The organism is Micromonospora sp. NPDC005203 (genome assembly GCF_042872705.1).
In the GTDB taxonomy this organism is placed as follows: Bacteria; Actinomycetota; Actinomycetes; order Mycobacteriales; family Micromonosporaceae; genus Micromonospora.
Genome location: NZ_JBIAKV010000020.1, coordinates 53,720 through 78,425, shown reverse-complemented (window position 1 = coordinate 78,425; position 24,706 = coordinate 53,720). Strand labels below are relative to the sequence as shown.

Annotated in this window: 27 protein-coding genes; 14 read left to right on the top strand and 13 right to left on the bottom strand. The window is 72.7% G+C overall.

Annotation, left to right across the window (positions count from 1 at the left end; all coding sequences use genetic code 11):
• On the top strand, window positions 1-180 hold a 180-nt coding region (locus ACFYPM_RS30090; protein ID WP_387204078.1), incomplete at its 5' end, for an integrase core domain-containing protein.
• A gap of 69 nt (window positions 181-249) precedes the next feature.
• Window positions 250-765, top strand: coding sequence for a GNAT family N-acetyltransferase (locus ACFYPM_RS30085; RefSeq protein ID WP_387204075.1), 516 nt, complete (start codon window positions 250-252; stop codon window positions 763-765).
• A 25-nt stretch (window positions 766-790) separates the two neighbouring features.
• Here the strand turns inward: ACFYPM_RS30085 and ACFYPM_RS30080 are convergent, their stop codons facing one another.
• Complete coding sequence (locus ACFYPM_RS30080) at window positions 791-1,777, bottom strand: aldo/keto reductase (protein ID WP_387204072.1); 987 nt, start codon at window positions 1,775-1,777, stop codon at window positions 791-793.
• 83 nt (window positions 1,778-1,860) lie between these two features.
• The gene (locus ACFYPM_RS30075; RefSeq protein ID WP_387204069.1) at window positions 1,861-2,613 is read right to left on the bottom strand and encodes an SDR family oxidoreductase; all 753 of its coding nucleotides are present in this window, start codon (window positions 2,611-2,613) and stop codon (window positions 1,861-1,863) included.
• A 102-nt stretch (window positions 2,614-2,715) separates the two neighbouring features.
• Here ACFYPM_RS30075 and ACFYPM_RS30070 point away from each other — a divergent pair, with 102 nt between their 5' ends.
• Window positions 2,716-3,558, top strand: coding sequence for a helix-turn-helix transcriptional regulator (locus ACFYPM_RS30070; protein ID WP_387204066.1), 843 nt, complete (start codon window positions 2,716-2,718; stop codon window positions 3,556-3,558).
• Window positions 3,559-3,626: 68 nt separating this feature from the next.
• On the opposite strand, the gene ACFYPM_RS30065 is transcribed toward ACFYPM_RS30070, so the two are convergent.
• Together ACFYPM_RS30065 and ACFYPM_RS30060 are read right to left on the bottom strand one after the other, a co-directional pair.
• On the bottom strand, window positions 3,627-4,478 hold the full coding sequence (locus ACFYPM_RS30065; protein WP_387204063.1) for an aldo/keto reductase: 852 nt from the start codon (window positions 4,476-4,478) through the stop codon (window positions 3,627-3,629).
• Between the two features lie 99 nt (window positions 4,479-4,577).
• Window positions 4,578-5,537 (bottom strand): LysR family transcriptional regulator, encoded by a 960-nt coding sequence (locus ACFYPM_RS30060; protein WP_387204060.1) that lies wholly within the window; start codon window positions 5,535-5,537, stop codon window positions 4,578-4,580.
• Between the two features lie 51 nt (window positions 5,538-5,588).
• On the opposite strand from ACFYPM_RS30060, the gene ACFYPM_RS30055 reads away from it, so the two are divergent.
• Window positions 5,589-6,551, top strand: coding sequence for a serine hydrolase (locus ACFYPM_RS30055; protein ID WP_387204057.1), 963 nt, complete (start codon window positions 5,589-5,591; stop codon window positions 6,549-6,551).
• A gap of 154 nt (window positions 6,552-6,705) precedes the next feature.
• The gene (locus tag ACFYPM_RS30050) at window positions 6,706-7,683 is read left to right on the top strand and encodes an MBL fold metallo-hydrolase (RefSeq protein ID WP_387204054.1); all 978 of its coding nucleotides are present in this window, start codon (window positions 6,706-6,708) and stop codon (window positions 7,681-7,683) included.
• Window positions 7,684-7,715: 32 nt separating this feature from the next.
• Here ACFYPM_RS30050 and ACFYPM_RS30045 read toward each other — a convergent pair whose 3' ends face one another.
• The 3 genes from ACFYPM_RS30045 to ACFYPM_RS30035 are packed head-to-tail and all read right to left on the bottom strand — an operon-like array spanning window position 7,716 to window position 10,103.
• Window positions 7,716-8,255, bottom strand: a complete 540-nt coding sequence (locus tag ACFYPM_RS30045; protein WP_387204051.1) for a DUF1697 domain-containing protein — start codon at window positions 8,253-8,255, stop codon at window positions 7,716-7,718.
• Window positions 8,256-8,286: 31 nt separating this feature from the next.
• Window positions 8,287-8,955, bottom strand: coding sequence for a response regulator (locus ACFYPM_RS30040; RefSeq protein WP_387204048.1), 669 nt, complete (start codon window positions 8,953-8,955; stop codon window positions 8,287-8,289).
• A complete protein-coding gene (locus ACFYPM_RS30035; protein ID WP_387204045.1) occupies window positions 8,952-10,103 on the bottom strand; it encodes a sensor histidine kinase in 1,152 nt (383 codons plus the stop codon). Before ACFYPM_RS30035 ends, ACFYPM_RS30040 begins: the two co-directional genes overlap by 4 nt.
• Window positions 10,104-10,272: 169 nt before the next feature.
• Here ACFYPM_RS30035 and ACFYPM_RS30030 point away from each other — a divergent pair, with 169 nt between their 5' ends.
• From ACFYPM_RS30030 to ACFYPM_RS30020, 3 genes are read left to right on the top strand one after another with little or no spacing between them, the layout of a single operon-like run.
• The gene (locus tag ACFYPM_RS30030) at window positions 10,273-11,034 is read left to right on the top strand and encodes an ABC transporter ATP-binding protein (RefSeq protein ID WP_387204042.1); all 762 of its coding nucleotides are present in this window, start codon (window positions 10,273-10,275) and stop codon (window positions 11,032-11,034) included.
• Window positions 11,028-13,457, top strand: coding sequence for an FtsX-like permease family protein (locus ACFYPM_RS30025; protein ID WP_387204039.1), 2,430 nt, complete (start codon window positions 11,028-11,030; stop codon window positions 13,455-13,457). The genes ACFYPM_RS30030 and ACFYPM_RS30025 overlap by 7 nt, the downstream gene beginning before the upstream one ends.
• Window positions 13,458-13,505: 48 nt before the next feature.
• Window positions 13,506-14,483: a hypothetical protein gene (locus ACFYPM_RS30020; RefSeq protein WP_387204037.1), complete on the top strand. Its 978-nt coding sequence runs from the start codon at window positions 13,506-13,508 to the stop codon at window positions 14,481-14,483.
• A gap of 41 nt (window positions 14,484-14,524) precedes the next feature.
• Here ACFYPM_RS30020 and ACFYPM_RS30015 read toward each other — a convergent pair whose 3' ends face one another.
• From ACFYPM_RS30015 to ACFYPM_RS30000, 4 genes are read right to left on the bottom strand one after another with little or no spacing between them, the layout of a single operon-like run.
• Entirely contained in the window at window positions 14,525-15,088 is a 564-nt protein-coding gene (locus tag ACFYPM_RS30015; protein ID WP_387204034.1) for an SOUL family heme-binding protein, read from the bottom strand.
• Between the two features lie 32 nt (window positions 15,089-15,120).
• A complete protein-coding gene (locus ACFYPM_RS30010; protein ID WP_387204031.1) occupies window positions 15,121-15,870 on the bottom strand; it encodes a hypothetical protein in 750 nt (249 codons plus the stop codon).
• Window positions 15,871-15,872: 2 nt separating this feature from the next.
• Window positions 15,873-16,670, bottom strand: a complete 798-nt coding sequence (locus tag ACFYPM_RS30005; RefSeq protein ID WP_387204028.1) for an ABC transporter permease — start codon at window positions 16,668-16,670, stop codon at window positions 15,873-15,875.
• Entirely contained in the window at window positions 16,667-17,563 is an 897-nt protein-coding gene (locus tag ACFYPM_RS30000; RefSeq protein ID WP_387204025.1) for an ABC transporter ATP-binding protein, read from the bottom strand. Before ACFYPM_RS30000 ends, ACFYPM_RS30005 begins: the two co-directional genes overlap by 4 nt.
• A gap of 131 nt (window positions 17,564-17,694) precedes the next feature.
• Here ACFYPM_RS30000 and ACFYPM_RS29995 point away from each other — a divergent pair, with 131 nt between their 5' ends.
• From ACFYPM_RS29995 to ACFYPM_RS29985, 3 genes are all read left to right on the top strand, one after another.
• Window positions 17,695-18,948, top strand: coding sequence for a sensor histidine kinase (locus tag ACFYPM_RS29995; protein WP_387204022.1), 1,254 nt, complete (start codon window positions 17,695-17,697; stop codon window positions 18,946-18,948).
• Window positions 18,927-19,712, top strand: a complete 786-nt coding sequence (locus ACFYPM_RS29990) for a response regulator (RefSeq protein WP_387204090.1) — start codon at window positions 18,927-18,929, stop codon at window positions 19,710-19,712. The genes ACFYPM_RS29995 and ACFYPM_RS29990 overlap by 22 nt, the downstream gene beginning before the upstream one ends.
• Window positions 19,713-19,988: 276 nt before the next feature.
• Entirely contained in the window at window positions 19,989-20,342 is a 354-nt protein-coding gene (locus ACFYPM_RS29985; RefSeq protein ID WP_357242294.1) for a hypothetical protein, read from the top strand.
• Between the two features lie 90 nt (window positions 20,343-20,432).
• Here ACFYPM_RS29985 and ACFYPM_RS29980 read toward each other — a convergent pair whose 3' ends face one another.
• Complete coding sequence (locus ACFYPM_RS29980; RefSeq protein ID WP_387204019.1) at window positions 20,433-21,212, bottom strand: D-Ala-D-Ala carboxypeptidase family metallohydrolase; 780 nt, start codon at window positions 21,210-21,212, stop codon at window positions 20,433-20,435.
• A gap of 312 nt (window positions 21,213-21,524) precedes the next feature.
• Here ACFYPM_RS29980 and ACFYPM_RS29975 point away from each other — a divergent pair, with 312 nt between their 5' ends.
• Window positions 21,525-22,157: a DUF6642 family protein gene (locus ACFYPM_RS29975; RefSeq protein WP_387204016.1), complete on the top strand. Its 633-nt coding sequence runs from the start codon at window positions 21,525-21,527 to the stop codon at window positions 22,155-22,157.
• A 34-nt stretch (window positions 22,158-22,191) separates the two neighbouring features.
• Window positions 22,192-22,656: a PPOX class F420-dependent oxidoreductase gene (locus ACFYPM_RS29970; RefSeq protein ID WP_387204013.1), complete on the top strand. Its 465-nt coding sequence runs from the start codon at window positions 22,192-22,194 to the stop codon at window positions 22,654-22,656.
• A 21-nt stretch (window positions 22,657-22,677) separates the two neighbouring features.
• Here ACFYPM_RS29970 and ACFYPM_RS29965 read toward each other — a convergent pair whose 3' ends face one another.
• The gene (locus tag ACFYPM_RS29965; RefSeq protein WP_387204010.1) at window positions 22,678-23,910 is read right to left on the bottom strand and encodes a serine hydrolase domain-containing protein; all 1,233 of its coding nucleotides are present in this window, start codon (window positions 23,908-23,910) and stop codon (window positions 22,678-22,680) included.
• Window positions 23,911-24,008: 98 nt separating this feature from the next.
• Between ACFYPM_RS29965 and ACFYPM_RS29960 the strand changes: the two genes are divergently transcribed.
• A complete protein-coding gene (locus ACFYPM_RS29960; RefSeq protein ID WP_387204007.1) occupies window positions 24,009-24,602 on the top strand; it encodes a pentapeptide repeat-containing protein in 594 nt (197 codons plus the stop codon).
• Window positions 24,603-24,706 lie beyond the last annotated feature (104 nt).

The following is a 24,706-nucleotide window of genomic DNA, read 5'->3' as shown; positions in this document are numbered from 1 at the left end:
CGCTTCCACCGCACCATGGCCCAGGGCTGGGCATTCAAACGGATGTACTCCAGCGAGTCGGCCCGCCGAAACGCCCTACCCGCCTGGCTACACGAGTACAACCACCACAGGCCCCACACCGCGATCGGCAAACGCCCACCCATCACCCGCTTAACCAACCTCCTTGGGCAGTACATCTAGCGGGCGGCGTTTCGGGGCGGAACATCGGCGCGGATCGGCTTGACTGGGGTCGACGGACAGGGGAATGGGATGGCTCAGGTACGCATCGACCCGTGGCGCGAGGAGGACCTCGACCTGCTGCGGCGGCTCAACACCCCGGAGACGCGCAAGCACACCGGCGGCCCGGAGACCGACGAGCAGGTGCTCGCCCGGCACGAGCGATACGTGCACTTCGCCGACAACGGCCAGGGTTGCATGTTCGTCATGGTCCTGCCGGACGGCGCGCGGGTGGGCAGCGTCGCCTACTGGTCCCGGCAGTGGCGGGAGCAGCAGGTCTACGAGATGGGCTGGGCGGTGCTGCCCGCGTACCGGGGGCAGGGGCTGGCCACCGCCGCGGTGCGCGCGGTGGTCGACGTGGCCCGCGCCCGGCGGACCCACCGCCACGCCCACGCCTACCCGTCGGTCGACAACGCCGCCTCGAACGCGGTCTGCCGCAAGGCCGGGTTCACGCTGCTCGGTGAGACCGGCTTCGAATACCCGCCGGGGCACCTGATGCGTGCCAACGACTGGCAGCTCGACCTGACCGCCCCACCGACCGTGAGCTGAGGTCGGCGGGGCGGCCGGTGACAGGTCACCAGGTCGTGTCGAGGCGGTGTCGTTGCTCGGCGGTCAGCTCCAGGTCGACCGCCGCCAGGCTCTCCTCCAGTTGGGCCACCGAGGAGGCGCCCACCAGCGGAATGGACGGCAGGGTCCCGCCCAGCAACCAGGCGAGCACCACCTGGTTGACGGTTGCGCCGCTCTGCCCGGCCACGTCCCGCAGCGCGGCCAGTCGCCGTGGCGCGCTCGGCAGGTCGTACGCCGAGCCGAGCGGCTTGTCGGCCCGGGTGAACGCCCCCCTGAGCAGCGGCGAGTACGCCACCAGGGTCAGCTCGGGCTCGGCTCGGAGGTAGCTGCGCAGGTCACCGCCGACACCGCCCGGGTCGCCGTCCGGGTCCAGTTCGCTGACCAGGTCGGTGCGGGTCGGCAGGTAACTGTGGCGGTACTGGAGCACCTCGTATCCGGGCAGGCCGGCGGCGGTGGCCAACGCGCGAGCCCGCTCCACCCGCCAGGCCCGGTGGTTGCTGGCACCCAGCAGACCCACCGTGCCCTCGGCGACCAGCTCGGCGAAGCCCTCCACAGTCTCCTGGAGCGGCACGGTCCGGTCCTCGATGTGCGCGTAGAGCAGGTCCAGCCGCTCCACCCCGAGCCGTTGCCGGCTGCGCTCCGCCGACTCGCGGATCACCTTCGCCGACAGGCCCTCGGCGTTGTCCAGATAGCTGGTCCCTGGGGCCAGCGGTCGGGCACCCAGCTTGGTGGCGATGACGATCTCGGCGCCGACGCCTCGGCTGCGCCGCCACCGGCCGAGCAACTCCTCACTCTGCCCGCCCTGCCCGCCGTCCACCCAGAACGCGTAGTTGTCCGACGTGTCGATAAACGTGCCGCCGGCCTCGACGTACCGGTCGAGGATCGCGTACGAGGTGGCCTCGTCGGTGGCGCTGCCGAACAGCATGGCCCCGAGGCTGAGCACACTGACCTCGCGCCGGGTCGCCGGGTCGGTGCCGATCGTGCGGTACCGCATGGGAATCTCCTTCCGTGCGCCCTGCGGGTGGGCGCCTGCGGATCACCCTGACGGCTGGAGTGCGCTCCAGGTCAAGCGCTCCGTCACCAGGGCAGTACGCCGTAGCCACCGCCGGTGTCCATCTGAAAGCCCCAGAGCAGGCCGCTCGGGCCGTCGGCCGGCAGCGTCGCCAGGTGCACGCTCACCTCGGCGCCCTGATCGGCCGTGCGAAAGCCGTGGTGGCTGGTGAAGTCGGTGGCGCAGTAGCCGGGGTTCGCCGCGTTCACCTTGATCGGGGTGTCCCGCAGCTCCTTGGCGTACATGGCGGTGAGCATGTTCAGCGCCGCCTTCGACGACGGGTACGGCACGGAGGTCAACGCGAACAGCGCGCCGGCCGGGTCGGTCATCACCGCGATCGAGCCGACCTCGCTGGAGACGTTGACGATCCGGGCCGCCGGTGCCCGGCGCAGCAGCGGCAGCAGCGCGTTGGTCACCGTCGCCACCCCGAACACGTTCGTTTCGTACACCCCGCGCAGCGTCTCCACTGTCGTCTCGCTGGGCAGCGCCCGCTCTCCGTCGACGAGGATGATGCCGGCGTTGTTGACGAGCACGTCCAGCCGGTCGTACTCCGTCGCCACGAGTTTCGCGGCTGCCGCCACCGACTCGGCGTCGGTGACGTCCAGCGGCACGAACCGGGCGTCCGCGCCGCCGTCGCGCAGCTCCCGTTCCGCTGTCCGGCCGCGCTCGGCGTCGCGGGCGCCGACCAGCACGGTCATCCCGAGGGCGCCGAGCTGCCGGGCGGTGGCGAAGCCGATCCCCTTGTTGGCCCCGGTGATCAGGGCGGTCATGTTCGTCATGCCGTCGAGCCTGTCGGCGCCGGCGGCCCCGGGGGAGAGACGGGCCGAGGCTGGGACCGGCGGTACCACCCTCGCGGACCCGGGTCGCGGCATGCTGGAGGCATGACGAGCAGCGGTCTGCGGCGCGACGAACTGGCGGCGTTCCTGCGCACCCGCCGCGCCCGCCTGAGCCCCGCCGAGGTCGGCCTCCCCGACGGGATACGCCGGCGCACCCCCGGCCTGCGCCGACAGGAGGTCGCCCAGCTCGCCGGGATGTCGATCGACTACTACATCCGGCTGGAGCAGGGCCGGGGGCCGCACCCGTCCCGGCAGGTGCTCGCCGCGATGGCCCGGGCGCTGCTGCTGAGCCGGGACGAGCGGGAGTACCTGTTCCGGATCGCCGGGGAAAATCCGCCACCGGTCGGCGGGCCGAGCCGGGAGGTTCCTCCCGGGCTGCGGCACCTGCTCGACGCGATGACCGAAACCCCGGCGTACCTCGTCGACGCCGCGTACCACGTGTTGGCCTGGAACCGGCTTGCCACGTACTTCGTGGGGGATCTCGCGGCCGTGCCCGACGCGGACCGCAACATGATCCGGTGGACGTTCCGGCAGTCGGCGACCGGCGCGCACTGGGCCGATGCCGAGGTGCTCCGATTCGTGCGCGGCACGGTCGCGGACCTGCGGGCCGCCTACGGCCGTTACCCGGCCGACCCGGCGATCCGCGACCTGGTCACCGAACTGCTCGGCACCTCGCCCCGGTTCGCCCAGCTCTGGGCCGAGCACGACGTCGCGGAACGCCGTCCGGTCGTCAAGCGGGTGCCGCACCCCGACCTGGGGCAGTTGGAGTTCGAGTGCCGTGTCCTGCTGGTGCCGGAGACCGACCAGCGGATGATCGTCTACGTTGCCGAGCCCGGATCGCCGACCCACGCGGTGTTCCGCCGGATCGCCGAGCGCGTCGGCTCCTGACCTGGCCGAAGAGCGCCATACCGCAGAGTCACAGTCATGACCCTGCGGTACGGCGCCGGCGGCTCAGGTCAGTTGGGCAGGTAGGCGAAGGTGTCCGGATTCGGGCCCTGCCGCCCGGCCTCGCCCTTGCCCAGCGCGGTGATCCGCTCCATCCCCGCGTCGTCCAGCTCGAAGTCGAAGATCCGGGTGTTCTCCTCGATCCGCTTCGGGGTGGTCGACTTCGGGAAGATGATGTCGCCGCGCTGCACGTGCCAGCGGAGCACCACCTGCGCCGGGGTGCGGCCGAGCTGCCCGGCGATGTCGACCACCGTCGGGTCGTCGAGCACCTTGCCCTGCGCGATCGGCGACCACGCCTCGGTGAGGATGTTGTGCTCGCGGCCGTAGGCGCGGACCTCGTCATTGGTGAAGTAGGGGTGCGCCTCGATCTGGTTCACCGCCGGCACGACGCTCGCCTCGGCGGCCAGTCGCTCCAGGTGTGCCACCTGGAAGTTCGACACGCCGATCGAACGGGCGCGGCCGTCGCGCTGGAACTCCTCCAGCACCTTCCAGGTCGAGACGTAGTCACCGTCGTACAGGGTCGGCAGCGGCCAGTGGATCAGGAACAGGTCGATGTAGTCCATCTTCAGCGCCGCGAGCGTCGAGTCGAACGCCCGACGGGCGTCGTCGGGGCGGTGGAAGCCGTTGTTCAACTTACTTGTCACGTAGACCGAACCCCGTTCGAGGCCGGACACGCGGACCGCCTCGCCGACCTCGGCCTCGTTGCCGTACATCTCGGCGGTGTCGATGTGCCGGTAGCCCGTCTCCAGGGCCGTCGTCACCGCCGCGACGGTGTCCTTCGGCTCGATCTGGAACACGCCGAAGCCGAGCTGCGGAATGGTGGTGCCGTCGTTCAGGCTGATGTCGGGAATGGTGTTGGCCATTGCGGCTCCTTCGCGTCGTCTTCGTTGCCTGTCATCCATACCCGAGCGCACGGCGATCCACCGGCCAACCCGGGGTGACGAGGGCAACGCACGATCTGTTCACCCGGTCATGTCGAAGAGCACCGGCCAGGGCCGGGCTGCCGGCACCGACGCCGGCGCGGGCACGACGGGCTCGGCGTCGGCCAGCACCTCGGCGGCGAGCTGCCCGAACATCGGCGCCGCCGGGTGCGCCGACCGGTCCGGCCACGCCGCCGAGGTGCGCCGGACCAGCGACGCGCCGGTGATCGGCCGCCAGGCGATCCGGGGTTCCCGACGCGCCACCGTCGCCGGTTCCACGGCCACCGCGCCGCCGGCGAGCACCAGCCCGAAGAGGAACTCCGGGTTGCGGGCCGGCCGGACCCGGGCTGGTCGCCAACCGTGCTGCCGGCACACCGTCAACAGGTGGTCGTGCCACCCGGGCGCGGTCGCCCGGGGCGCGGTCACCAGATCCAGATCGGCCAGCGACGCCAGCGCCACCGCGCGGTCGCGGGCCAGCGGCGACGCGCGCGGCAGCAACACCCCGAGGGGTACGTCGACCGGGGTGCCGAAACGCAGCCCGTCCGCCGTCACCGGGTGGTGCACCAGGCCCACGTCCAGGGTCCGCTCGGTGAGCATCCGGGCCTGCTCGGCGGTGGTCAGCTCGTGCAGCTCCACGTCCAGGCCGGGCGCCCGGCTGGTGAGCCCGTCCAGCAGCGAGCGCAGCGTCACCGCGGGCGTCTCCGGCGGCACCCCGGCCCGGAGTACGCCCAGCTCACCCGCGCGGACCTGCCCCATCAGGCTGCGCAGCCGACCCGCACCGGCGAGCAGTTCCTCCGCCTCGCCGAGGAGCAGCTCACCGGCCGTGGTGAGGCGTACCTGGCGGCGGGACCTGTCGAACAACTCGACGGTCAGCTCCCGTTCCAGGCGCTGGATCGACTGGCTCAGCGGCGGCTGGGCCATCCCGAGCAGCTCGGCGGCCCGCCCGAAGTGCAACTCGTGGGCCACCACCACGAAGTGCCGCAGGTGCCGGAGCAGATCCACGGCCGGACCCTACGCCAGCGCCGGCCCGCTGCCGCTGGATACCGTGCTGGCGTGGACGTCAGCGAGCGCATCGAGGCCATCTTCGCCGCCGTGGGGGTGACGGCCAGCCTGCACGCCGTCGACCTGGACGCCGCGGACCTGACCGTCGACGGTGGCGTCGGCGTCGACGGTGGCGTCGACGGTGGCGTCGGCGTTGGCGTTGGCGTCGGTGGCGGTCCGGGGGTCGGGGTGCGGGCCGACGAGCAGGTGGTGATCGCCTCGATCTTCAAGATCCTGCTGGTGCTGGAGTTCGCCCGGCAGGTCGAGGCCGGTCAACTGGACCCCACCGAACGGGTCCTGGTCACCGCCGCCGACCGGCTCGGCGGGTGGGGCCTGGCCGGTTGCGCCGACGACGCCGAGGTGTCGCTGCGCGACCTCGCGTACTTCGCCATGTCGGTCACCGACAACACGGCCGCCGACCTGCTGCTGCGTCGGGTCGGCGCGGATCTGCTGCCGATGCTCGCCGCCGAGCTGGGGCTGACCCGTACCCGCATCCGGGGCGGTCCCCGGGAACTGGTCGAGCTGATGCTCGCCGACGTGGGCGCCCGTACCGAAGTCGACTTCGCCCGGATCTTTCCCACCCTGACGGCGGACCGGGTCCGGGCCATGCGGGTCTTCGACCCCGCCCACACCACCTCCAGCACGGCCCGGGAGATCACCCGACTGCTCACGTTGATCTGGCGGGACGAGGCCGGTCCGGCGGCGGCGTGCGCGATGGTCCGCGCCTGGATGGCCCGGCAGATCTTCTGGACCCGGTTGGCCGCCGGGTTTCCGCCCGGCGTCCGGGTATTCGGCAAGACCGGCACCCTGCCCGGCCTGCACCTGGAGGCCGGCGTCGCCGAATACCCCGACGGCGGCCGGTACGCGATTGCCGTCTTCGCCCGCGCGGACCGGTTGGCCTCGCGCCGCATCGACGTGGACCTGGCGATGGGGGAGGCCGCCCGTGCGGCCGTCGAGGCGCTGCGCGGCGACTGATTTCGCACCCGGCGCAGCCTCGGCGGGCCGCGCCTGAGCTGGCCCGATATGTGGAGGCGTATGGGAGCCGACCGCCTTCGATCTTGGACCGGGACCCGGTGGCGCTGGTTGGCTCGTGGTCGACAGACAGCCACGCCACGGGGAGCAGATTCGCATGCCCAGTCTCGACCGCCGTCGCTTCCTGCGCGACGCCGCCGCCAGCACCGCACTCGTCTCCGCCGGGGGCCTCGCCGCAGGCTCCGCCACTCCGGCGCAGGCCGCCACCCCGGTCGCCGCACCCACCCCGGCTGCCCGCCGCAAGGGCGCGGTCAGCTTCCGCTGGTGGGGTACGGCCGGCTGGCGCGTCGACATCTCCGACCGCACGGTCCTCGTCGACCCGTTCCTCAGCCGGATCGACACCGGGCTGTTCACCGGCGCGTTCCAGACGGCCACCCCGTTGACCGTGCGCGCCGACGTGATCGATCCGCGCGTCGACAGGGCCATGACGGTGCTCGTCACGCACACGCACTGGGACCACTTCATGGACGTGCCCCACATCGCCAAGCGCACCGGCGCACGGGTGTTCGGCACGCTCACCGCGTACCACCTGGGGTTGGCCTACGGGCTGCCGTCGACGCAGCTCAGCGCCGTGCAGGGTGGGGAGGTGCTGGACTTCGGGGACCACAGCGTCGAGGTGGTCGGCTCGCTGCACAGTCGCAACCCGTCGTACTCGGTGGCCTTTCCCGGGGTGCGGGTGACCCAGCCGCCGCAGCCGGCGACCATCGCGGACCTGCCGGAGGGCGACACGCTCGGCTACCTGCTGCGGGTCGACGGTGGCCCGTCGGTCTACTTCACCGGGGCCAGCGACGTCGCCGAGCGCAACCTCACCGGCCTGTCGCCCGACGTGGCGATGGTGGCCATGCAGAGCGCCACCACCACCGGTGACTACCTGCCCCGGCTGCTGGCCGGCCTCGACTACCCGAAGGTCATCGTGCCGGTGCACTACGACAACTTCGAGACGCCGTTGGAGAACCCGCCGACGGTCGCCGACACCGACCGCGCCCGGTTGACCGACATGATCGCGGCGGTGCGCCGGATCTCGCCGCGCAGCCGGGTGCTGGTGCCCGAGTACGAGACCGCGTACCACTTCTGATCGGGTCCGGGCGGGCGCCCGCGCCCGCCCGGTCAGCCGGCGGCCAGCTCCGCTAGGGCGCGCACCGACTTCCAGTTGCGGGTGGTGGCCACCACGCCGAGCTTCTTCTCCAGGTACGCGTTGGTGAACTTCGACCGCCCGTAACCGCCGTCGACGAAATGCAGGAAGACCTCCCGGCCGGTCACCGTGAACGACACGTTCTCCCCACCCGGCACGGCGAGAGCATCCACCGTGGACGGCGACGGGGCGGTCGCGAGGAACGCCACCAACAGCCGGGTCGGGTCGTCTTCCCGATCGGCGTACGGGTTGCCGGCGACCACCGCCGCCAACTCCCGGCCGCTGCGTACCAGCACCGGCACGGTCAACGCCAGCTCGTCGGTGAGCGCCCGCTCGATTCCGGCGGCCAGCTTCCCCGCGTCACGCACGGTGCTGCCGAAGGCCACGTTGCCGCTCTGCAGGTACGTCTTCACGTCATCGTGGCCGAGGTCGGTGACGATCCGGCGCAGGTCGGCCATCGCCAGCCGGGTGGTGCCGACGTTGACCCCGCGCAACAGGGCGACGTACCGGGTCATGGCTCTCCTCCTCGGGTGCGGGTCGACCGGCTCAGCGTAGGCCGCTCGGCCCCACCAGACCCGTTTCGTAGGCCACGATGACCAGTTGCGCCCGGTCGCGCACCCCCAGCTTGGTCAACAACCGCCCGACGTGCGTCTTGACCGTCGCCGGGCTGAGATTGAGCCGCGCGGCCAACTCCGCGTTCGACAGACCACGGGCGATGAGCGTGAGCACCTCCCGTTCCCGCTCGGTCACCCCGTCCAGGTGGCGCGGCAACGGCCGGGTCGGCTCCGCCCGCCGGGCGAACTCGTCGATCAGCCGGCGGGTCACCGTCGGCGCGAGCAGCCCCTCACCCGCGGCGACCACCCGGATCCCGGTCAGCAGGTCCGCCGGTGGGGTGTCCTTGAGCAGGAACCCGCTGGCGCCGGCGCGCAGCGCGCCGTAGACGTACTCGTCCAGGTCGAACGTGGTCAGGATGATGACCCGGGTGCCGGCCGTCGCCGGGTCGGCGCAGATCCGCCGGGTCGCCTCGATGCCGTCCATCTCCGGCATCCGGACATCCATCAGCACCACGTCCGGACGATGCTGGCCGGCCAGTGCGACCGCTTCCACGCCGGTGCCCGCCTCGCCCACCGTCGTGCAGTCCCCGGCGAGATCGACGAGCAGCCGGAAACTCCCGCGCAGCAGCGCCTGGTCGTCGGCGATCAGCACCCGGATCACGCGGCCACCCGGTAGGGCAGGCTGGCCGTCACCGCGAAACCGCCCCCGGAGCGTGGCCCGGCCCGGAACTCCCCACCGTGCAACGCCACCCGCTCCCGCATGCCGATCAACCCGTGGCCCTCCCCTCCGAGCAGGACCGGACGCCGGCCGTCGTCGGTCACCTCCACCCGCACCTCGTCGGCGGTGACGGTCACCAGGGCCCGACAGGCGGCAGGCGCCGCGTGCTTCACCACATTCGTCACCGCCTCCTGCACGATCCGGTACACCGCGAGGCCCACCGACTCGGGCACCGTACCGTCCGGTTCGTCGCGTCGGACGTCGAGCCGGACGTCGACGCCGCCGATCGCCGCCTGCCTTGCGAGCGCGGGCAGCTCGTCCAGGCCGAACGTCGGCGCGTACGGGGTGTCCTCACGCAGGAGACCGAGCACCCGGCGGACGTCGGTCAGCGCGTTGCGGCCGGTCTCCTCGATCACCCGCAGGGCGGCTCCCGCCTCCCGGGGGTCGGCCTCGGCGACGTGGTTGGCGACAGCAGCCTTGACCACGATGAGGCTCAGCGTGTGCGCGACAACGTCGTGCAGCTCGCGCGCCACCCGCAGTCGTTCCTCCGTGGCGGCCTGGTGAACCCGCTGGTCACTCTGCCGGACGGCGAGGGCGCGCCGCTCCCGGAGCAGCCAGCCGATCAACCAGGCGGGCGTGATCATGACGGCCGCGTAGGCGACCGCCCCGGTCCGCGACCACAGGTCACCCGCGGTCGCCACCAGGCCGACGCTGACCAGGGCGAGACAACCGGCCGCGCAGAGCACCGACCGACGCGTGGCCGTCGACACAGCCACCGTGTAGAAGGACAGGCCGATGGCGAACGCCGGCGCGGCGGCGGCGAAGTTGGGAATCACCCCCGTCACCAGCGCCAGGGTGGTGCCGCCGCTGATCACCACCGCGACCGCCATCGGCCAGCGGCGTCGGACGGCCAACGGCAGCCCGAGGGCGAGCCCGGTCAGGATGGACACCCAGAGCGGCTCGCGTACGCCACCGTGCGACGCCAACGCCGCGTACGGGCAGAGGAGCCCACCGACGGCCAGGGCGAGCACGGCGTCCACCAGGTACAGGTCCACCGGCCGCAGTCGCCGGGTCAGCAGGGGGGTGGTCACCTGCCCGACGGTATCCGCCGGCCGGGTCGGCCGCGTCCACCCGTGGGTGGTCATCACCGAGGACGACGGGCGGGTGTTTCCGGGCCGCCGCCTCCACCCGGAGGACTGTCGGAAAGTGCCCGCTCCGGCACGACGCGCGACACCCCGGTCAACCGGCACCGTTGCGGTCATGACCACAGACACGGTGACCCTGACGGGGCTGCGCGCGGTGTACGGCACCGGCACCCGGCGGGTGACGGCGCTCGACGGCGTGAGCACCAGCTTCGCGAGCGGCACGTTCACGGCGGTGATGGGCCCCTCGGGCTCGGGAAAGTCCACCCTGCTGCACTGCGCGGCGGGTTTGGACAGCCCGACCGAGGGGGTTGTCACGATCGACGGAACGCGCCTGAACGACCTCGGCGAGGATGCGCTGACCCGGCTGCGGCGCGACCGGATCGGCTTTGTGTTCCAGGCTTTCAACCTGGTGTCCACGCTGACCGCCGCCCAGAACGTCGAGTTGCCGTTGCGCCTGGCCGGCCGCCGCCCGGCGGCCCGGGACGTGGCCGCGGCGCTCGACGCCGTGGGCCTGGCCGACCGGGCCGGGCACCGGCCGGGTGAGTTGTCCGGCGGCGAACAGCAACGCGTCGCCGTAGCCCGCGCGGTGATCACCCGTCCAGCGGTGGTCTTCGCCGACGAGCCGACCGGGGCACTGGACAGTGCGGCGTCCCGTCAGGTGCTCCGGCTGCTACGCGCACTCGTCGACGACCACGGGCAGACCGTGGTGATGGTGACCCACGATCCGGCCGCCGCCGCGTACGCCGATCGGGTCCTGCTGCTCGCCGACGGCCGCGTTGTCGACGACGTGAACGGCGAGATCACCGCCGCGGTCGTCGCCGCCCGGATCGCCGAGCGGGAGACGCTCGCGACGACGCCTGCGGAGCGGTCGTGCTGAGCATCCGGCGGTCGGCAAGCGCGTTCGTGGCCGTCGCGATCGGGGTCGCGCTTGTCGCGGCGGCCACCCTGCTGCTCGCCTCCGGTCGCCCCCAGGTCCCGGACCGGCTCGCGCGGGCCGCGGTCGTGGTGCAGAGCCCCGAGGCGGGCGCGTCGGCCGACTCGTTCCTGCCGACCCGGCCCTGGTCCGCCACCGCCACGGTGGGACTCGTCGACCGGCTGGCCGCCCTGCCCGGTGTCACGGCGGCGGTGCCGGACCGGACCTTCTACGCCCAGCCGCTCATCGACGGCCGACCCCCGGCCGCCGACCCCCGGCGGGAGGACTCGCACCAGGGGCACGGCTGGTCCAGCGCCCAACTGGGCGGACTGCGCCTGACGGCTGGCGAACCACCCCGCCGGCCCGGCGAGGTGGTCGTCGACCGCGCGCTCGGGTTGCGTACCGGTGCGCCGGTCACCCTGCTCACCGCGGCGGGCCCGGAGTCGTACACCGTCACCGGTCTGGTGGACGCGCCCGGGGTCCAGGTCGCCGACGAGGTGGCCGCCGCGCTCGCGCCCGGCGTCCGGGCCATCGGGCTGGTGCTCGCGCCGGGGGCCGACCCCGAGCGGGTCGCCACGGCGGCGCGCGGTGTCGTCGGCCCGGACGGACGGGTGCTGACCGGCGACGCGCGTGGCGCGCTGGAGCCGCGCGACGACGCCCGCACCCGTTGGATCGGCATGCAGTTGCTCACCGGCACGGCGGCCCTCGCCGGTTTCGTCACGGTCTTCGTGGTCGCCTCCACCTTCGCGTTCACCATCGCGCAGCGCCGCCGTGAGCTGGGCCTGCTGCGCGCCGTCGGCGCCACCGGACGCCAGGTCCGACGCCTGGTGTACGCCGAGGCGCTCGTCGCCGGCGTCGCGGCGGGGGTCGTCGGCCTGCTGGTGGGCGCGGTGCTCGCCCCGCTGCTGGGTCGGCTGCTCGTCGATGTCGGCTTCGAACCTGCGACCTTCCGGGTCCGGTACGCCCCATGGCCGATCGCGCTCTCGCTCGTCGCCGGGCCGGTGATCGCGCTACTGGCCGTCTGGTCGGCGTCGCGCCGGGCCGCCCGGGTTCGACCGTTGGAGGCGTTGCGCGAGGCGGCGGTGGAGCAGCGGCCGATCGGGCGGCTGCGGGTCGGCGCCGGCGCGCTGCTTGTCGCGGCGGGGGTCGCGCTCAGCGTCGGGACGGCGACCGCCGACGAGGCCCGCGTCGGGGCGCAGTACGCCCTGTACGCGGTGATGGCGCTGGTGGCCGGTGCCACGGTGCTCTCCCCGGCGGTGGTCGGGCCGGTGGTGCGACTGTTGCGCGCTCCGATCCGGCGGCGTGGTGGCGCGATCGGGATGCTGGTCCGGGGCGGGGCGCTGACCGCGACCCGGCGGACCGCGTCCACGGCCGCCCCGGTGCTGCTCACCGTCGCCTTCGCGGTGCTGGTGTCCGGGATGGTGCAGACCACCACCGCCGCGTACGCGGCAGGTCGGGCGGACAACGTCAACGCCGGCTGGATCGTGGTGCCCGACCGGTCGCCGGGTCTGTCGGACCAGGCGGTTGTCGCGACCGGTGGCACCGCCCTCCTGCCGACCACGGTCTTCCGCACCGATCCGGCGACGCTGCCGGCGGACCGGCCACTGACCGCGCTCGGGGTGGACCCGGTCGGCTTCGCCGCCGCGAACCGGGCGCTCACCGTCGTCGCCGGCTCGCTCGACGACCTGCGTGGCGACGACACGGTGGTGGTGACCGCCGCGGCGAACCTGCGGCCGTCCGAGCCGTACGCGGTGGTCTTCGCCGACGGGGAACTGGTGTCGCTTCGGGTTGTCGCCGTGGTCACCGACGACTCGCTCCCCGGCGACCTGCTCGTGCCCCGGGCGGTGGTGCGGACGCACGACCCGTCGGCCCTGACGTCCACCGTGTACGTGCGGGACCGGATCGATCCTCCGCTCGGCGCGCGGATCGTCGACGTCGCCACCTGGGCGGCCGAGGCGGACGCTGCCGAGGACCGCCTCGTCTGGCTCTTCACCCTGCTGCTGATCGGTGTGTCGGCCGGCTACGGGGCCATCGCGGTGGCGAACACGCTGCTGCTGGCCGCCGCCGGCCGGGCCGCCGACCTGCGGCTGATCCGGATGGCCGGGGCGACCCGGCGGCAGGTCATCTGGTTGGTGACGGCCGAGTCCGCCCTGGTGGTGCTGATCGGCGCGCTGCTCGGTGGGGTGGTCGCGTTCGTCGGTCTGCTCAGCATCCGCGCCGGCCTCGCCGAGCAGGTCGGTGCCCCTGTCGACCTGGTGGTGCCGTGGTCGGTGATCGTCGGTGTGGTGGGGCTGTGCCTGCTGCTCGCGGCGCTGGCGAGCGTGCTGCCGACGTGGCGGGTGCTGCGTTACCGCCCCGCGCGGTCACCGGTCGGGCTGGTCGGATGAGCGCGTCCCCGCCCCGCGGGGGAGCGGCCGGGCCGCTACGGTCCACGGATGCGATTCGCGCGGCCGGTCGGGCTGCTGCTCTGCGCCGCCGCCGTCGTGCTCTGGGCGTTCGGCGTGACCGTGCTGCAACCGCTGACCGAGCCGATCGGCCCGTGGTCGGAGAACCTGCCGGGCAACAACGCCTACTGGGCGCGCGACCTGCGGTTCCTGGCGATCATCGCGGTGGTGCTCGGGCTGGTGCTGGCCGGCCGGGGTCTTCGGCACTGGAGCCGGACGGCCGTCGTGCTCGGTGGTCTCTGGGTTGCCGCCGACCTCGCGATCGACCGGGTCGATCCGATCGGCGTCCAGGCGACGGTGCTGCTCGCCGTCGGCGGTTGCGCGGTACTCGGCGTGCTGGCGGTGGTCCTGGCGGGCTGGGAACGCGGGCTGCCCCCAGCCGCCGATCGGAAGGTGCTGACGGGCGCGGCGTGTGTGGCCGGTGTGTTGACGATCGTGGCGGCCGGCATCGAGTCACCGACGGACCGGGAGCCGGAGTTGCGCCAGGGCGCCCTGGCCACCGCAGCGCTGCTCGTCGTCCTGACCGTCGCTGCCGCGCTGGCGGCGGCCCCGGCGCGGCCCCGGTCCCGCGTCGGGCTGGCGGCCGGCCTCGCCGTGGCATCGCTGCTCGGCGTGGGGCTGGTCCGTGCCGTTGCGCCCGGGGCGCGACTCCTGCCGGAGATGGCCCTCGGGGCCGTGCTGCTCACCGGGGTCACCCTGCTGGCCTGGGACTGGCCGGGCGGTCGGCCGATCTGGCGGCACCACGCTCTGGCCGCCCTCGCCGCCTTCGTGGGACCGTTTGCGTTCCTGCTGGTCACGGCCATCCCCATGCTGATCCTGCTGCCGATCGGGCCGACGTTCACCGCGCTGGCCGGCAACAGCCCGATCAACGCGGCCGACTCCGACGTGTTGGTCTCGCTGTGCGGGCTGCTCTCCGGGCTCGGGATGTCCCTGCTGCTGGCCTGGCCGACCGCCGACAACCGCCGGTAGCTCGCCCGACGACCGCCGGTAGCCGGACGGCCGTCGGCGCATCACTCGACGACCGGCAGCACGACCTCGTTGCGGCGCAGGAACCACGGCTTCCACGGCAGGTCGAAGCGTGCGTACCGGATCGCGCCCGTGGGTTGCAGCCCGGCCGCGGTGACCGAGCGGCCGAGCATGGTGGCGCGTTGGCTGAACGCCTGCTCCGTCCACCGGCCGGAAAACCGCATCGCCGCCGCCAGTTGCCCCGGCACCTCGCGGGTCCGCACCCTCGGGTCGACAGGTTCGGGCAGGGTGGCGGCGGTGAAGACGACAGGCATCACGAACTGGATCAGGTACGCCCCCGGCCGCTCACCCTCCACCTGGACCACCGGGACGGTCATCGCGATCTTCTCCGAGCCGCTGGCCGCGGGCAGCGCCGACGCGGCCGTCCCGATCGGGTGCCGGGCCCGGTTGGCGCCGCCGAGGTACGCGGCCAGCGGCCGGAACGCCTCGATCGGCGCCCGGGTGAACGACGCCTGGATCTGCATCTCGGCCACCAGGTGGGCCGGATACCGACGCAGTTCGAAGCCGGGGTGGCGGGACACCACCCGGTACGGCTGCTGTTCGGTCATCGCGCGGCTCCCAGGATCTCCTGGGACAGACGCTACCGCCCGTCCGGCTCCTGCTCGGCCGAAGTCGGCTGCTCGGGCCCGGCGGCGACGGCCCGGGGGGTCAACCGCCAGTACTGCCGCTTGCCCTTGTCGCGCAGCACCACCCCGAGCCGGCCCAGCTCGTGGCGCAGTTCCCGGGCGTCGTCGCGGCGGTCCCGTTCGATCGCCCGCTCGCGGGCGCGCAGCAGCGCGTTCGCGCCGGCGGGCAGACCGGGCAGGTCGGGCACCCACAGCCGGTACGCCGACCGGTGCGGATCGTCGTCCGCCCAACCCCAGCCGTGGGTGCGGAACGCCTCCGCCAGTTGGGCGGCCGGCAGGTCCGTCGACTCCCGGACCAGTTCCGCGCCGTCGCCGTCGAGCAGCACCAGGTGCTTGTCGACGAGGAAGACCACCCGGGCGTCGGCCCGCGCGACCGTCTGGTCCTGGTCGGAGCGGCGCAGCCGGACCTGCGCCGCGTCGACGGTGACGATCAGCCGTTCGGCGGTGCCGATCCCGGCGACGACCAGGCCGGCCAGGACGCCCACCGCGACCGCGCCAAGAGTGGCCTGCGGCTCGGGCAGCCGGTCCAGCCACTCGACCAGGTCACCGAACGGCACCCAGGGCAACCGGGCGAGCCAACCGGTCGTCGCCGCGAGGAGCCATCCGAGGCCCGCGCCGACAAGCGGGAAGCCGCCCCACATGACGGCCAGCTCTGTCGCGCCGCCGCTGACGACGGTGCGTGGTCGATTGCCGGCCATGTCCATGGTCAGGACACCTCGCGGCGCAGCGTCCGGAACAGACCGGCGGCCAGCGGAAGGACCATCCAGACCAGCAGGGACACCGCTATCCGCCCCCACTGCCCGCCGGTGACGGCGTCGCTGCTGAACAACGGTTCCATCGTCTTGCTGGTGTCCAACCACTCGGACGGGCCGCGCAGCGGCTTGACCATCTCGCCGAGCACCCCCCAGAGGGTGGGCAGGAGGAAGTAGCCGACGATCGCCAACGGCGGGTTGAGCAGCAGCAGGCCGAAGGCCGCGCCCATCAACACGCTGGTGACCTGGATGACCACCGCGTTCAGCAGCAGCGACCAGTCGAAGGCCCAGGTGCCCGCCCCACCGGTGGCGGACGCCACAAGCGTGCCGACGGTGGCGAAGATGAGACTGGCCAGCACCGAGGCGAGCGCGGTCAGCATCACGGCGATCAGTTTGGCGACGACCACCCGTTCCCGGCGGGGCACCAGGGCGTAGGTGGTGAGGGCTGTCCGCTGCGACCACTCGCTGGTGATCGACAGGATGCCGAGCACCGGCAGCAGCACCGACACCGGCAGCAGCGAGGGGACGAAGAAGTTGAGGAAGGTCTGGTCGGCCTCCTTCGAATAGATCAGTTGCAGGGTGACGATCAGGGCGGTGGCCAGGCCGATGGTGATCAGCAGCCAACGGCCGGCCCGGGTGTCGACGAGCTTGCGCACCTCCACGGCGGAGAGCCGCAGCAGCGACGGACGGCGTACCGGAGTGTGGTGCCGGGGCGCGACGGCGCCGGCGGCGGGCGCGGTGGTGGTGGTCATCGGACGGCCTCCTTGGTGGATTCGCCGGCGGTCAGGGTGAGGAAGAGCTGTTCGAGGCCACCGCCGCTGGCGGGCCGCAGCTCGGCCAGCGCGACGCCGGCATCGGCGGCGGCCTGGCCGATCGCCTCGGCGTCGGCCTGCACGAGCAGCCCTTCGGAGCTGTCGGCGGCGCTCAACCCGGCCGTCTCCAGTGCCCGGCGCAGCGCGGCGGTGTCGCGGGCCCGGACCACGGTGCCGCCGCCGGCCAGCAGCTCGTTCTTGTCGCCCTGGGCCACGATCCGGCCGCCCCCGATCACCACCAGCCGGTCCGCGACCGCCTCCACCTCGCGCAACAGGTGGGAGGAGAGCAGCACGGTGCCGCCCCGGTCGGCGAAGTCGCGCAGCAGGCCGCGCATCCAGAAGATCCCCTCCGGGTCCAGGCCGTTGGCCGGCTCGTCGAGGATCAGCACCCGGGGGTCGCCGAGCAGCGCCTGCGCCAGGCCGAGCCGCTGGCGCATGCCCAACGAGTACGCCCGTACCCGACGCTTCGCCGCCACCGCGTTCAACCCGACCAGGTCGAGCTTCGCGGCGACCTCGCGCCGGTCCAGACCCATGGTGTACGCGGACAGCGTCAACGCCTCACGCCCGGTGCGTCCGGCATGCTGGGCGGAGGCGTCCAGCAGCACCCCGACCTCCCGCCCGGGGTTGGGCAGCTCCCGGTACGGGTGCCCGGAGACGGTGGCGCGGCCGGCGGTCGGCGCGGTGAGGCCGCAGATCATCCGCATGGTGGTGGACTTGCCGGCGCCGTTGGGGCCGAGGAAGCCGGTGACGGTGCCCGGCTCGCACTGGAACGACACGTCGTCCACGGCCGGGTGTGGCCCGTACCGCTTGGTGAGGTTCTCTACCGTGATCATGCGGATGAGCCTGCCCGCGCCGCCCGGCCATCCGCTGCGGCCACCGGTCGGTGCCGCGTCGACCATGGTCGACCGAGGGGTCTCGACTTTGGTAGCTGGTTGTCAGGTCCGATGCTGCCTAGCATGGGTGCGTGAGCAGCATCGCCGTCCCGGAGCACCCCTGGCTGCTGCCAGGGGAGCTGGCCGTGCCGGCCGACCGCTCGCGCACCCATCCGCGCCGCACCACCCGCGACTGGGTCGTGGACACCCTCGCGTTCCTGGCCTCCCTGCTCTGGGTGTTGTTCGTCACCGCGGACGCCCTGTCGCCGGAGCCGACGATCGCGATCCCGCTTCCGCACGACTGGATGATCGTCGCCGACGCACTGATCGGGCTGGTCTGCTGCGGCTTGCTGTGGCTGCGCCGCCGGTGGCCCCTCGGGCTGCTGGTGGCCACCACACCGCTGACCATGTTCTCGCTGGCCGCCGCGATCCCACTGTTGGTCCTGTTCTTCACGGTGGTGGTGCATCGCCGGACCGCCATCGCGATGGCGGTGACCGCCGCTGGTCTGGTCACCAACCTGGTCTTCAGTTGGCTACGCCCGGACCCGGCCTGGCCATACTGGGCTACCGCGTCCTGGGGGGTGGTGTTCAGCTTCGCCGTGCTGGCCTGGGGAATGTTCGTCCGGGCCCGGCGGCAGTTGATCGTGTCGTTGCGCGAGCGGGCCGAGCGGGCCGAGGCCGAACAGCAGCTCCGCGTCGCCCAGGCCCGCCACCTCGAACGCACCCGGATCGCCCGGGAGATGCACGACGTGCTGGCGCACCGGATCTCGCTGCTCAGCCTGCACGCGGGCGCGCTGGAGTTCCGCCCGGACGCGCCGGCCGACGAGGTGGCCCGCGCGGCCGGGGTGATCCGGGGCAGCGCGCACGCCGCCCTGCAGGACCTGCGGGAGGTGATCGGGGTGCTCCGCGCCGGGAGCGACAACGACGTCGACGCTCCGGAGCCGCCCCAGCCGACCCTCGCCGACCTGCCGGCCCTGATCGCCGAATCGCGCTCGGCCGGCGTCAACGTCAACGTCAGCGACATCGTCGACCGTTCGGGGGAGGTGCCGGCGGCGCTGGGCCGGGCCGCGTACCGGATCGTGCAGGAGGGGCTGACCAACGCCCGCAAGCACGCGGCCGGCGCGGCGGTCACCGTGGACGTGGCCGGCGGGCCGGGCAACGGGCTGACCGTGGCGATCGGCAACCGGTGGCCGGTCGGCGCACCGGCCGGCGGCACGCTGCCGGGTGCCGGCACCGGCCTGGTCGGCATCAGTGAACGGGTCACCCTGGCCGGCGGTCGGTTGGCCTACGGCCGGGACGACGCGGGCGACTTCCGGCTGGCCGCCTGGCTGCCGTGGCCGGCGTGACCGTGCCCGCCGACGCGCCGGGGCCTGCCGGTGCGCCGGGGTCCGCTGGTGCCGCCAGGCCGTCAGGCTCGGCCGGGCCGGAGTCGGCCGTGCCGTCGGTGCGCGTGTTGATCGTGGATGACGACGCCCTGGTCCGGGCCGGCCTCTCGATGATCCTCGGCGGCCTGCCGGACCTGACCGTGGTCGGTGAGGCGGCCGATGGCGGCGAGGTCCCGGCCGCCGTCGCCGCGTACGCCCCGGACGTGGTGCTGATGGACATCCGGATGCCCCGGGTGGACGGGCTGACCGCCACCGAGGCGCTGCGCGCCCAGCCGCACCCGCCGGAGGTGTTGGTGCTGACCACCTTCGACGCCGACGAGCAGGTGCTGCGGGCACTGCGTGCCGGGGCGGCCGGGTTCCTGCTCAAGGACACCCCGCCGGCAGAGATCGTGCACGCCGTGCGACGGGTGGCGGCCGGTGAGGCGACGCTCTCCCCGACGGTGACCCGGACGCTGATCGCCCATGTGACCGCCGCCGCCACCGCCGGCCCGGTCGGTCCGGACTCGCGCCGGGAGCGGGCACTGCGGTTGCTCACCGGGCTCAGTGATCGGGAGCGGCAGGTGGCGGTCGCGCTGGGGCGGGGTCAGACCAACGCCCAGATCGCGGGAGAGCTGTTCATGAGTGTGGCGACGGTCAAGGCGTACGTCTCGCGGCTGTTGACCCGGCTGGACCTGAACAACCGGGTCCAGGTGGCCCTGCTCGTGCACGACGCCGGCCTGGTCTGAGCCCTACCGGCGGCCGCACCGGGCGCACCGCGCCTGATCAACTCGGCCTCACTGTGGTCGGGCTCTCCCGCCGCAGGGATACCCCGACATCAATGAAACCGAGTGGATCAGACTGCGCGTACCGGGATTGAACTTTCGCCGGGTGCCGGCCGTACCCATTGCCGAGGATGTCGGTGCGGTGAGTCCGCCGTACCGCTGCCGAGCTGCGGGAGGCCTGCCGTGCGAGTTGGTGAGCAGTCGACGGATCCCATCGATCAGGTACTGGGGGAGGTGCCAATGCCGGCACCGCTGACCCCGGAGGACGTTCGGCTCGCGGTCCGGGCGGTGGTCGTGCACACCGCCGAGGAGTGGCCCACCGGGCCGCTGTGCCGCAACGACGGCGCCTCCTACCCGTGCCGCCTGCACCGCTGGGGGCGACGGGTGTTGGAGACACACGGGCTCAATGAGCGGCAGATCGAGGCGGTGATCCGGCACGGCAATCCGTTCGTGCACGTGCCCTTCCCGTTCACGGCGACCGGGCCGTCGCGGCAGCAGACCGCGCGGGTCGTGCCGCCGGGGGCACGGTCCACCGTCGCTGGCCGGCCGGTGGCACCCCCCGTCACCGCGCCGCGCTGGCCCCGGGCGAGCTGAGCACCCGCCCGCCCGACCCGGACGACAGGACGCCGGCCCGGCGCGGAGGTCCCCCTCCGCGTCGGGCCGACGTCACGCTGGGCGGACGGTTCAGTTGCCGACCCCGCAGTCCGGCGCCGACCAACTCGTCGTGTTCGAGCTGGAGTCGCTGTTGTTCTCTCGCCGCGAGTCGACGTGCACGTGGTCGTCGTGGTCGGGATAGCCCGGCCCGTAGATCCCACTGAAGCCGTTGTTGCGGGCACTGCGGGCGACCTGGCACAGCGAGGACGACCGCGCGGTGACGTCGGCCGCGTTGCCGTACAGGTGCTGGCTGTCGGACGCGCCGCCGACCTGGTCGTTGCAGGCGCGGCTGCGGAAGCCGCTGGACACGTCGAGGGGTTTGTCGCCGAGGCTCTTGCGCAGCGCCTCCAGCTTCCACATGGTGCGCAGGGCGTTCTGCCGGGTCTGGGCCGCCGAGAGCGGTCCACCGCTGTAACCCGACCCGCCGCACCCGTCGTCCATCTCGGTGAAGCTGAAGTGCGCGGGCGTGCAGTCGTTGTCCTGTAGCTGGTACAGCCTGGTGTAGGTCTGCGGGCCGGCGACGCCGTCGGCACGCAGCCCGTACGCCTGCTGGAACCGCTTGACCGCGGCGGCGGTCTTCGGTCCGTAGCGGCCGTCGTTCTCCACGATGTCCCGGTAGCCGGCCCAGCCGGCGATCCGGATCTGCAACTGGCGGACGTCGTCGCCCGAGCGTCCCTGGTACAGGTTGCGGTTCCAGGTGTAACAGCCGTCCGCGTGTGCCGCTGGCGCGGCGACCACCGTGGCGATTGCTGCCCCGGGCAGCGCCAGGGCGAATGCGACGGCGACTCGCTTCAAGGTGTTTACGCGCACAGAAGTCCTCCCGATAGGAGAGCGAATGGGGTGGCTCCAGGACATCGACCGAGAAGTCCCGTGATTTCCACCTTGACACTCATCAGGCAGGTTGGAGGTGATTAACGAGAATCGTCCTCGCAAACCGCTGTGCCTGGGTATCGGCTGGGAATTGTGCTGATTTACGAAAGAGCCATTCGCCACCGATCACCCCTGCCCAGGTCAACCACGACAAGCACACCGAACGTCGCAATCAATCACACCGAGGGTGATGTTCCGCTGTCGTTGGCTGGCGGTAACGTCAGCCGGGGCGGCGGACTGGCGGAGGTGCACGTGGCACGCGGTGGCGTCTTCTGTGTCGAGGGTCAGTGGCACCGGGACCTCAACGATCGGGGTTCCGTGTTGCCCACCCTTGAGCTGCTGGAGCGACTGGGCAAGATCCGCTTCATCCACAAGGACGCGGCCACGCGCGACGAACTGTTCTACTTCCTGGATCGTTGGCTGCTCAAGCAGTACGCCGACCACCGGGTGGGCTTCTTCGCCATGCACGGCGAGCCGAGCCGGCTCTGCCTCACCGACTGGCAGTCCGTGGAGCTGAACGAGGTCGCCGACCTGATGGCCGGCCGCGCCGAGGGACGGCGACTCTATTTCGGCAGCTGCTCGGTGCTGCGCGCCTCGGACGCGGTGTTGCGCGAGTTCCTGGAGGTCACCGGTGCCGCGCTGATCTGTGGTTTCAGCCGAGAAGTCGACTGGGTCGAATCGGCGGCGTTCGAAACCGTCCTGCTCGACGTGCTCGCCAACGGTCAGCGGCACAATGCCGCCGAGCTGCGGATGGGCTCCGCCCACTGGGCGCCGCTCGCCTCGTACCTCGGCTTCCGGGTGATCTACGCCAACGGTCGGGCCTGGCGCCCCTCCAGCCGCCCCCGGGTGCCCACCCAGGCGGTGCACCGCTCCGCGCCCCGCTGACCCGCCGTCGCCGCCGCCCTGGTAGGAACGGGGGATGGCGCGCAGCATCGCACGGAACACCCGGGTCGACCGGGACGGCCTGCTCGACTTCCTCCGGCCGCGACACCGCGTCGTGCTGATGACCACCCGGGCCGACGGCCGACCGCAGTCCTCCCCGGTCTCCGCCGGGATCGACGGACAGGGGCGGCTGGTGGTCTCCACCTACCCCGAGCGGGCCAAGGTGACGAACATCCGCCGCGACCCCCGGGTGTCGGCGTGCGTGCTCAGCGACGACTGGGACGGCCCCTGGGTGCAGATCGACGGTACCGCCGAGGTGCTCGACCTGCCCGAGGCGGTGGAGCCGCTCGTCGAGTACTTCCGCAGCATCTCCGGCGAGCACCCGGACTGGGACGACTACCGGGCGGCGATGGTGCGCCAGGGCAAGTCACTGATCCGCGTCACGATCGACGCCTGGGGCCCGATCGCCACCGGAGGCTTCCCCGCCCGCCTCGCCGACTGACCGCGGCCCCCGCTGCCCAGGTCAGTCGACCAGGGCGGAGTAGACGAGTTGGCGCAACTGGGAGCGCAGCGGGTAGGTGCTCGACGGCATCAGCTGGGCGAACAGCAGCGCGGTGACCTCCTCGGAGGGGTCCACCCAGAAGGCCGTGCTGGCCACCCCACCCCAGTAGAACTCGCCGACGCTGCTCGGCACCCGGCTGGGGATCGGGTCCTCGACCACCGCGAAGCCGAGGCCGAAGCCGATCCCGTCCAGGGTCGTCTCGGCGAAGCCGCCGGTGGACAGCGTGCCCAGGTCCTGCCCACCCGGCAGGTGGTTGCGGGTCATGAACCGCACCGTGCGCGGCCCGAGCAGCCGAACCCCGTCCAGTTCCCCACCGCGCAGCAGCAGTTGGGTGAAGCGGTGGTAGTCGGCGGCGCTGGAGATCAGACCACCACCGCCGGAGAGCAGGGCCGGCCTGCGGTACGCGTGCGCCCCGAGGCTGTCGTGCCGGACGGCCCGGCCGCTGCGCGGGTCCGGTACGTAGAGCGCGGCCAGCCGCCCGGCCTCGTCGCCGTCCATCCACCAGCGGGTGTCGGTCATGCCCAGCGGGCCGAAGATCCGGTCGGCGAAGAACGCGTCGAGGCTCTGCCCGGAGACCACCTCGACGAGCCGGCCGAGCACGTCGGTGGCGACCGAGTAGCCCCAGGCGGTGCCGGGCTGGAACAGCAGCGGCAGCTCGCCGAAGGCCGCGCAGGCGCTGGCGAGGTCGACGTCCTCCGGTGGGTGCAGGTCGAACCCGGCGGCCCGGTAGAGCCCGTCGACCACCGAGGTCTGCAGGAAGCCGTACGTCAGACCGGCGGTGTGGGTGAGCAGGTGCCAGACCCGGATCGGCTCGATCGCCGGCACGGTGAACGGCTTGAGCGCCGACCCCTTCGAGTAGACCCGCAGGTCGGCGAACTCCGGCAACCAGCGGCTGATCTCGTCGGTCAGCTCGAACCGGCCCTGCTCCCACAGCATCATCGCCGCGACCGAGGTGACCGGCTTGGTCATCGAGTAGATCCGCCACAACGTGTCGGCCTGGACCGGCGCGCCCGACTCCCGGTCGGCCAGCCCGTACGTCGAGGAGTGCGCCACCTCGCCCCGCCGGGTGACCACCACCTGCCAGCCGGCCAGCCGGCCGTCGTCGACGTACCTGCCGAAGTGCTCGTCGATCCGCGCCAACCGCGTCGGGTCGAAACCGAGCTGATCCGGGTCCGTGCTCTGAGCCACACTCACGTCGCCGAACCTACTAGCCGGTACGCCGGCCTTGGAAGGGGGCCGCCACCAGCGACGCCGGACCGTCAACTGTCGGTGGTGGGCACTAGCCTGGCCGGATGCCGGAGCTGACCGAGAACGCGACCTTCCGCAACGAGGACTGGTACGGCGAGGAGCTCGTCGACAGGCGATTCGTGGGTTGCGAGTTCTTCGACGTGGACCTGACGGAGGCGGTGAGCCGCGGTGCGGTCTTCACCGGCTGCACGTTCGGCAACGTGCGGTTCAACGCCTCCCGGCACGTCGACTCGGCCTTCCCCCGTTGCGTCTTCCGGCGGTGCAACTTCTTCGAGGCCGAGTTCACCGGCTGCAAGCTGATCGGCAGCACCTTCGTCGAGTGCGACCTGCGTCCGATGACGGTGGACGGCGGTGACTGGTCCTTCGTCGCGCTGCCCGGTGCCGACCTGCGCGGCGTCCGGCTGACCGGGGTGCGGATGCGCGAGGCGGACCTGACCAGGGCCAATCTCACCGGCGCCACCGTCACCGGCGTCGATCTTTCCGGCGCGCTGCTGCTCAACGTCCGGCTCGGCGGCGCCGACCTGCGCGGCAGCGACCTCACCGCGCTCGACCCGACGGTCGTCGAGCGGGACGGCGCCATCGTCGACGCCGAGCAGGCCATCGTCATCGCGCAGGTGCTCGGGTTCCGGATCGGCTGACGCGAGGGGCACCGACGGTCCAGCCGGTACGCCGTGCGCGCGAGGCGGAGCGTCCGGCTGCGGGGCTGGACACGTCCGCCGGTCCGGATCTAGCGTGTCGTCCA

Excerpts from the sequence above, each read along its gene's own strand:
- ACFYPM_RS30005 (WP_387204028.1), bottom strand. The coding sequence starts at position 16,670 with ATGACCACCACCACCGCGCCCGCCGCCGGCGCCGTCGCGCCCCGGCAC.
- ACFYPM_RS30010 (WP_387204031.1), bottom strand. The coding sequence starts at position 15,870 with ATGGACATGGCCGGCAATCGACCACGCACCGTCGTCAGCGGCGGCGCG.
- ACFYPM_RS29960 (WP_387204007.1), top strand. The coding sequence starts at position 24,009 with ATGCCGGAGCTGACCGAGAACGCGACCTTCCGCAACGAGGACTGGTAC.
- ACFYPM_RS30000 (WP_387204025.1), bottom strand. The coding sequence starts at position 17,563 with ATGATCACGGTAGAGAACCTCACCAAGCGGTACGGGCCACACCCGGCC.
- ACFYPM_RS30070 (WP_387204066.1), top strand. The coding sequence starts at position 2,716 with ATGACGAGCAGCGGTCTGCGGCGCGACGAACTGGCGGCGTTCCTGCGC.
- ACFYPM_RS30075 (WP_387204069.1), bottom strand. The coding sequence starts at position 2,613 with ATGACGAACATGACCGCCCTGATCACCGGGGCCAACAAGGGGATCGGC.
- ACFYPM_RS29970 (WP_387204013.1), top strand. The coding sequence starts at position 22,192 with ATGGCGCGCAGCATCGCACGGAACACCCGGGTCGACCGGGACGGCCTG.
- ACFYPM_RS30045 (WP_387204051.1), bottom strand. The coding sequence starts at position 8,255 with ATGACCCGGTACGTCGCCCTGTTGCGCGGGGTCAACGTCGGCACCACC.
- ACFYPM_RS29985 (WP_357242294.1), top strand. The coding sequence starts at position 19,989 with ATGCCGGCACCGCTGACCCCGGAGGACGTTCGGCTCGCGGTCCGGGCG.
- ACFYPM_RS30085 (WP_387204075.1), top strand. The coding sequence starts at position 250 with ATGGCTCAGGTACGCATCGACCCGTGGCGCGAGGAGGACCTCGACCTG.
- ACFYPM_RS30015 (WP_387204034.1), bottom strand. The coding sequence starts at position 15,088 with ATGACCGAACAGCAGCCGTACCGGGTGGTGTCCCGCCACCCCGGCTTC.
- ACFYPM_RS30030 (WP_387204042.1), top strand. The coding sequence starts at position 10,273 with ATGACCACAGACACGGTGACCCTGACGGGGCTGCGCGCGGTGTACGGC.
- ACFYPM_RS30050 (WP_387204054.1), top strand. The coding sequence starts at position 6,706 with ATGCCCAGTCTCGACCGCCGTCGCTTCCTGCGCGACGCCGCCGCCAGC.
- ACFYPM_RS30020 (WP_387204037.1), top strand. The coding sequence starts at position 13,506 with ATGCGATTCGCGCGGCCGGTCGGGCTGCTGCTCTGCGCCGCCGCCGTC.
- ACFYPM_RS30065 (WP_387204063.1), bottom strand. The coding sequence starts at position 4,478 with ATGGCCAACACCATTCCCGACATCAGCCTGAACGACGGCACCACCATT.
- ACFYPM_RS30080 (WP_387204072.1), bottom strand. The coding sequence starts at position 1,777 with ATGCGGTACCGCACGATCGGCACCGACCCGGCGACCCGGCGCGAGGTC.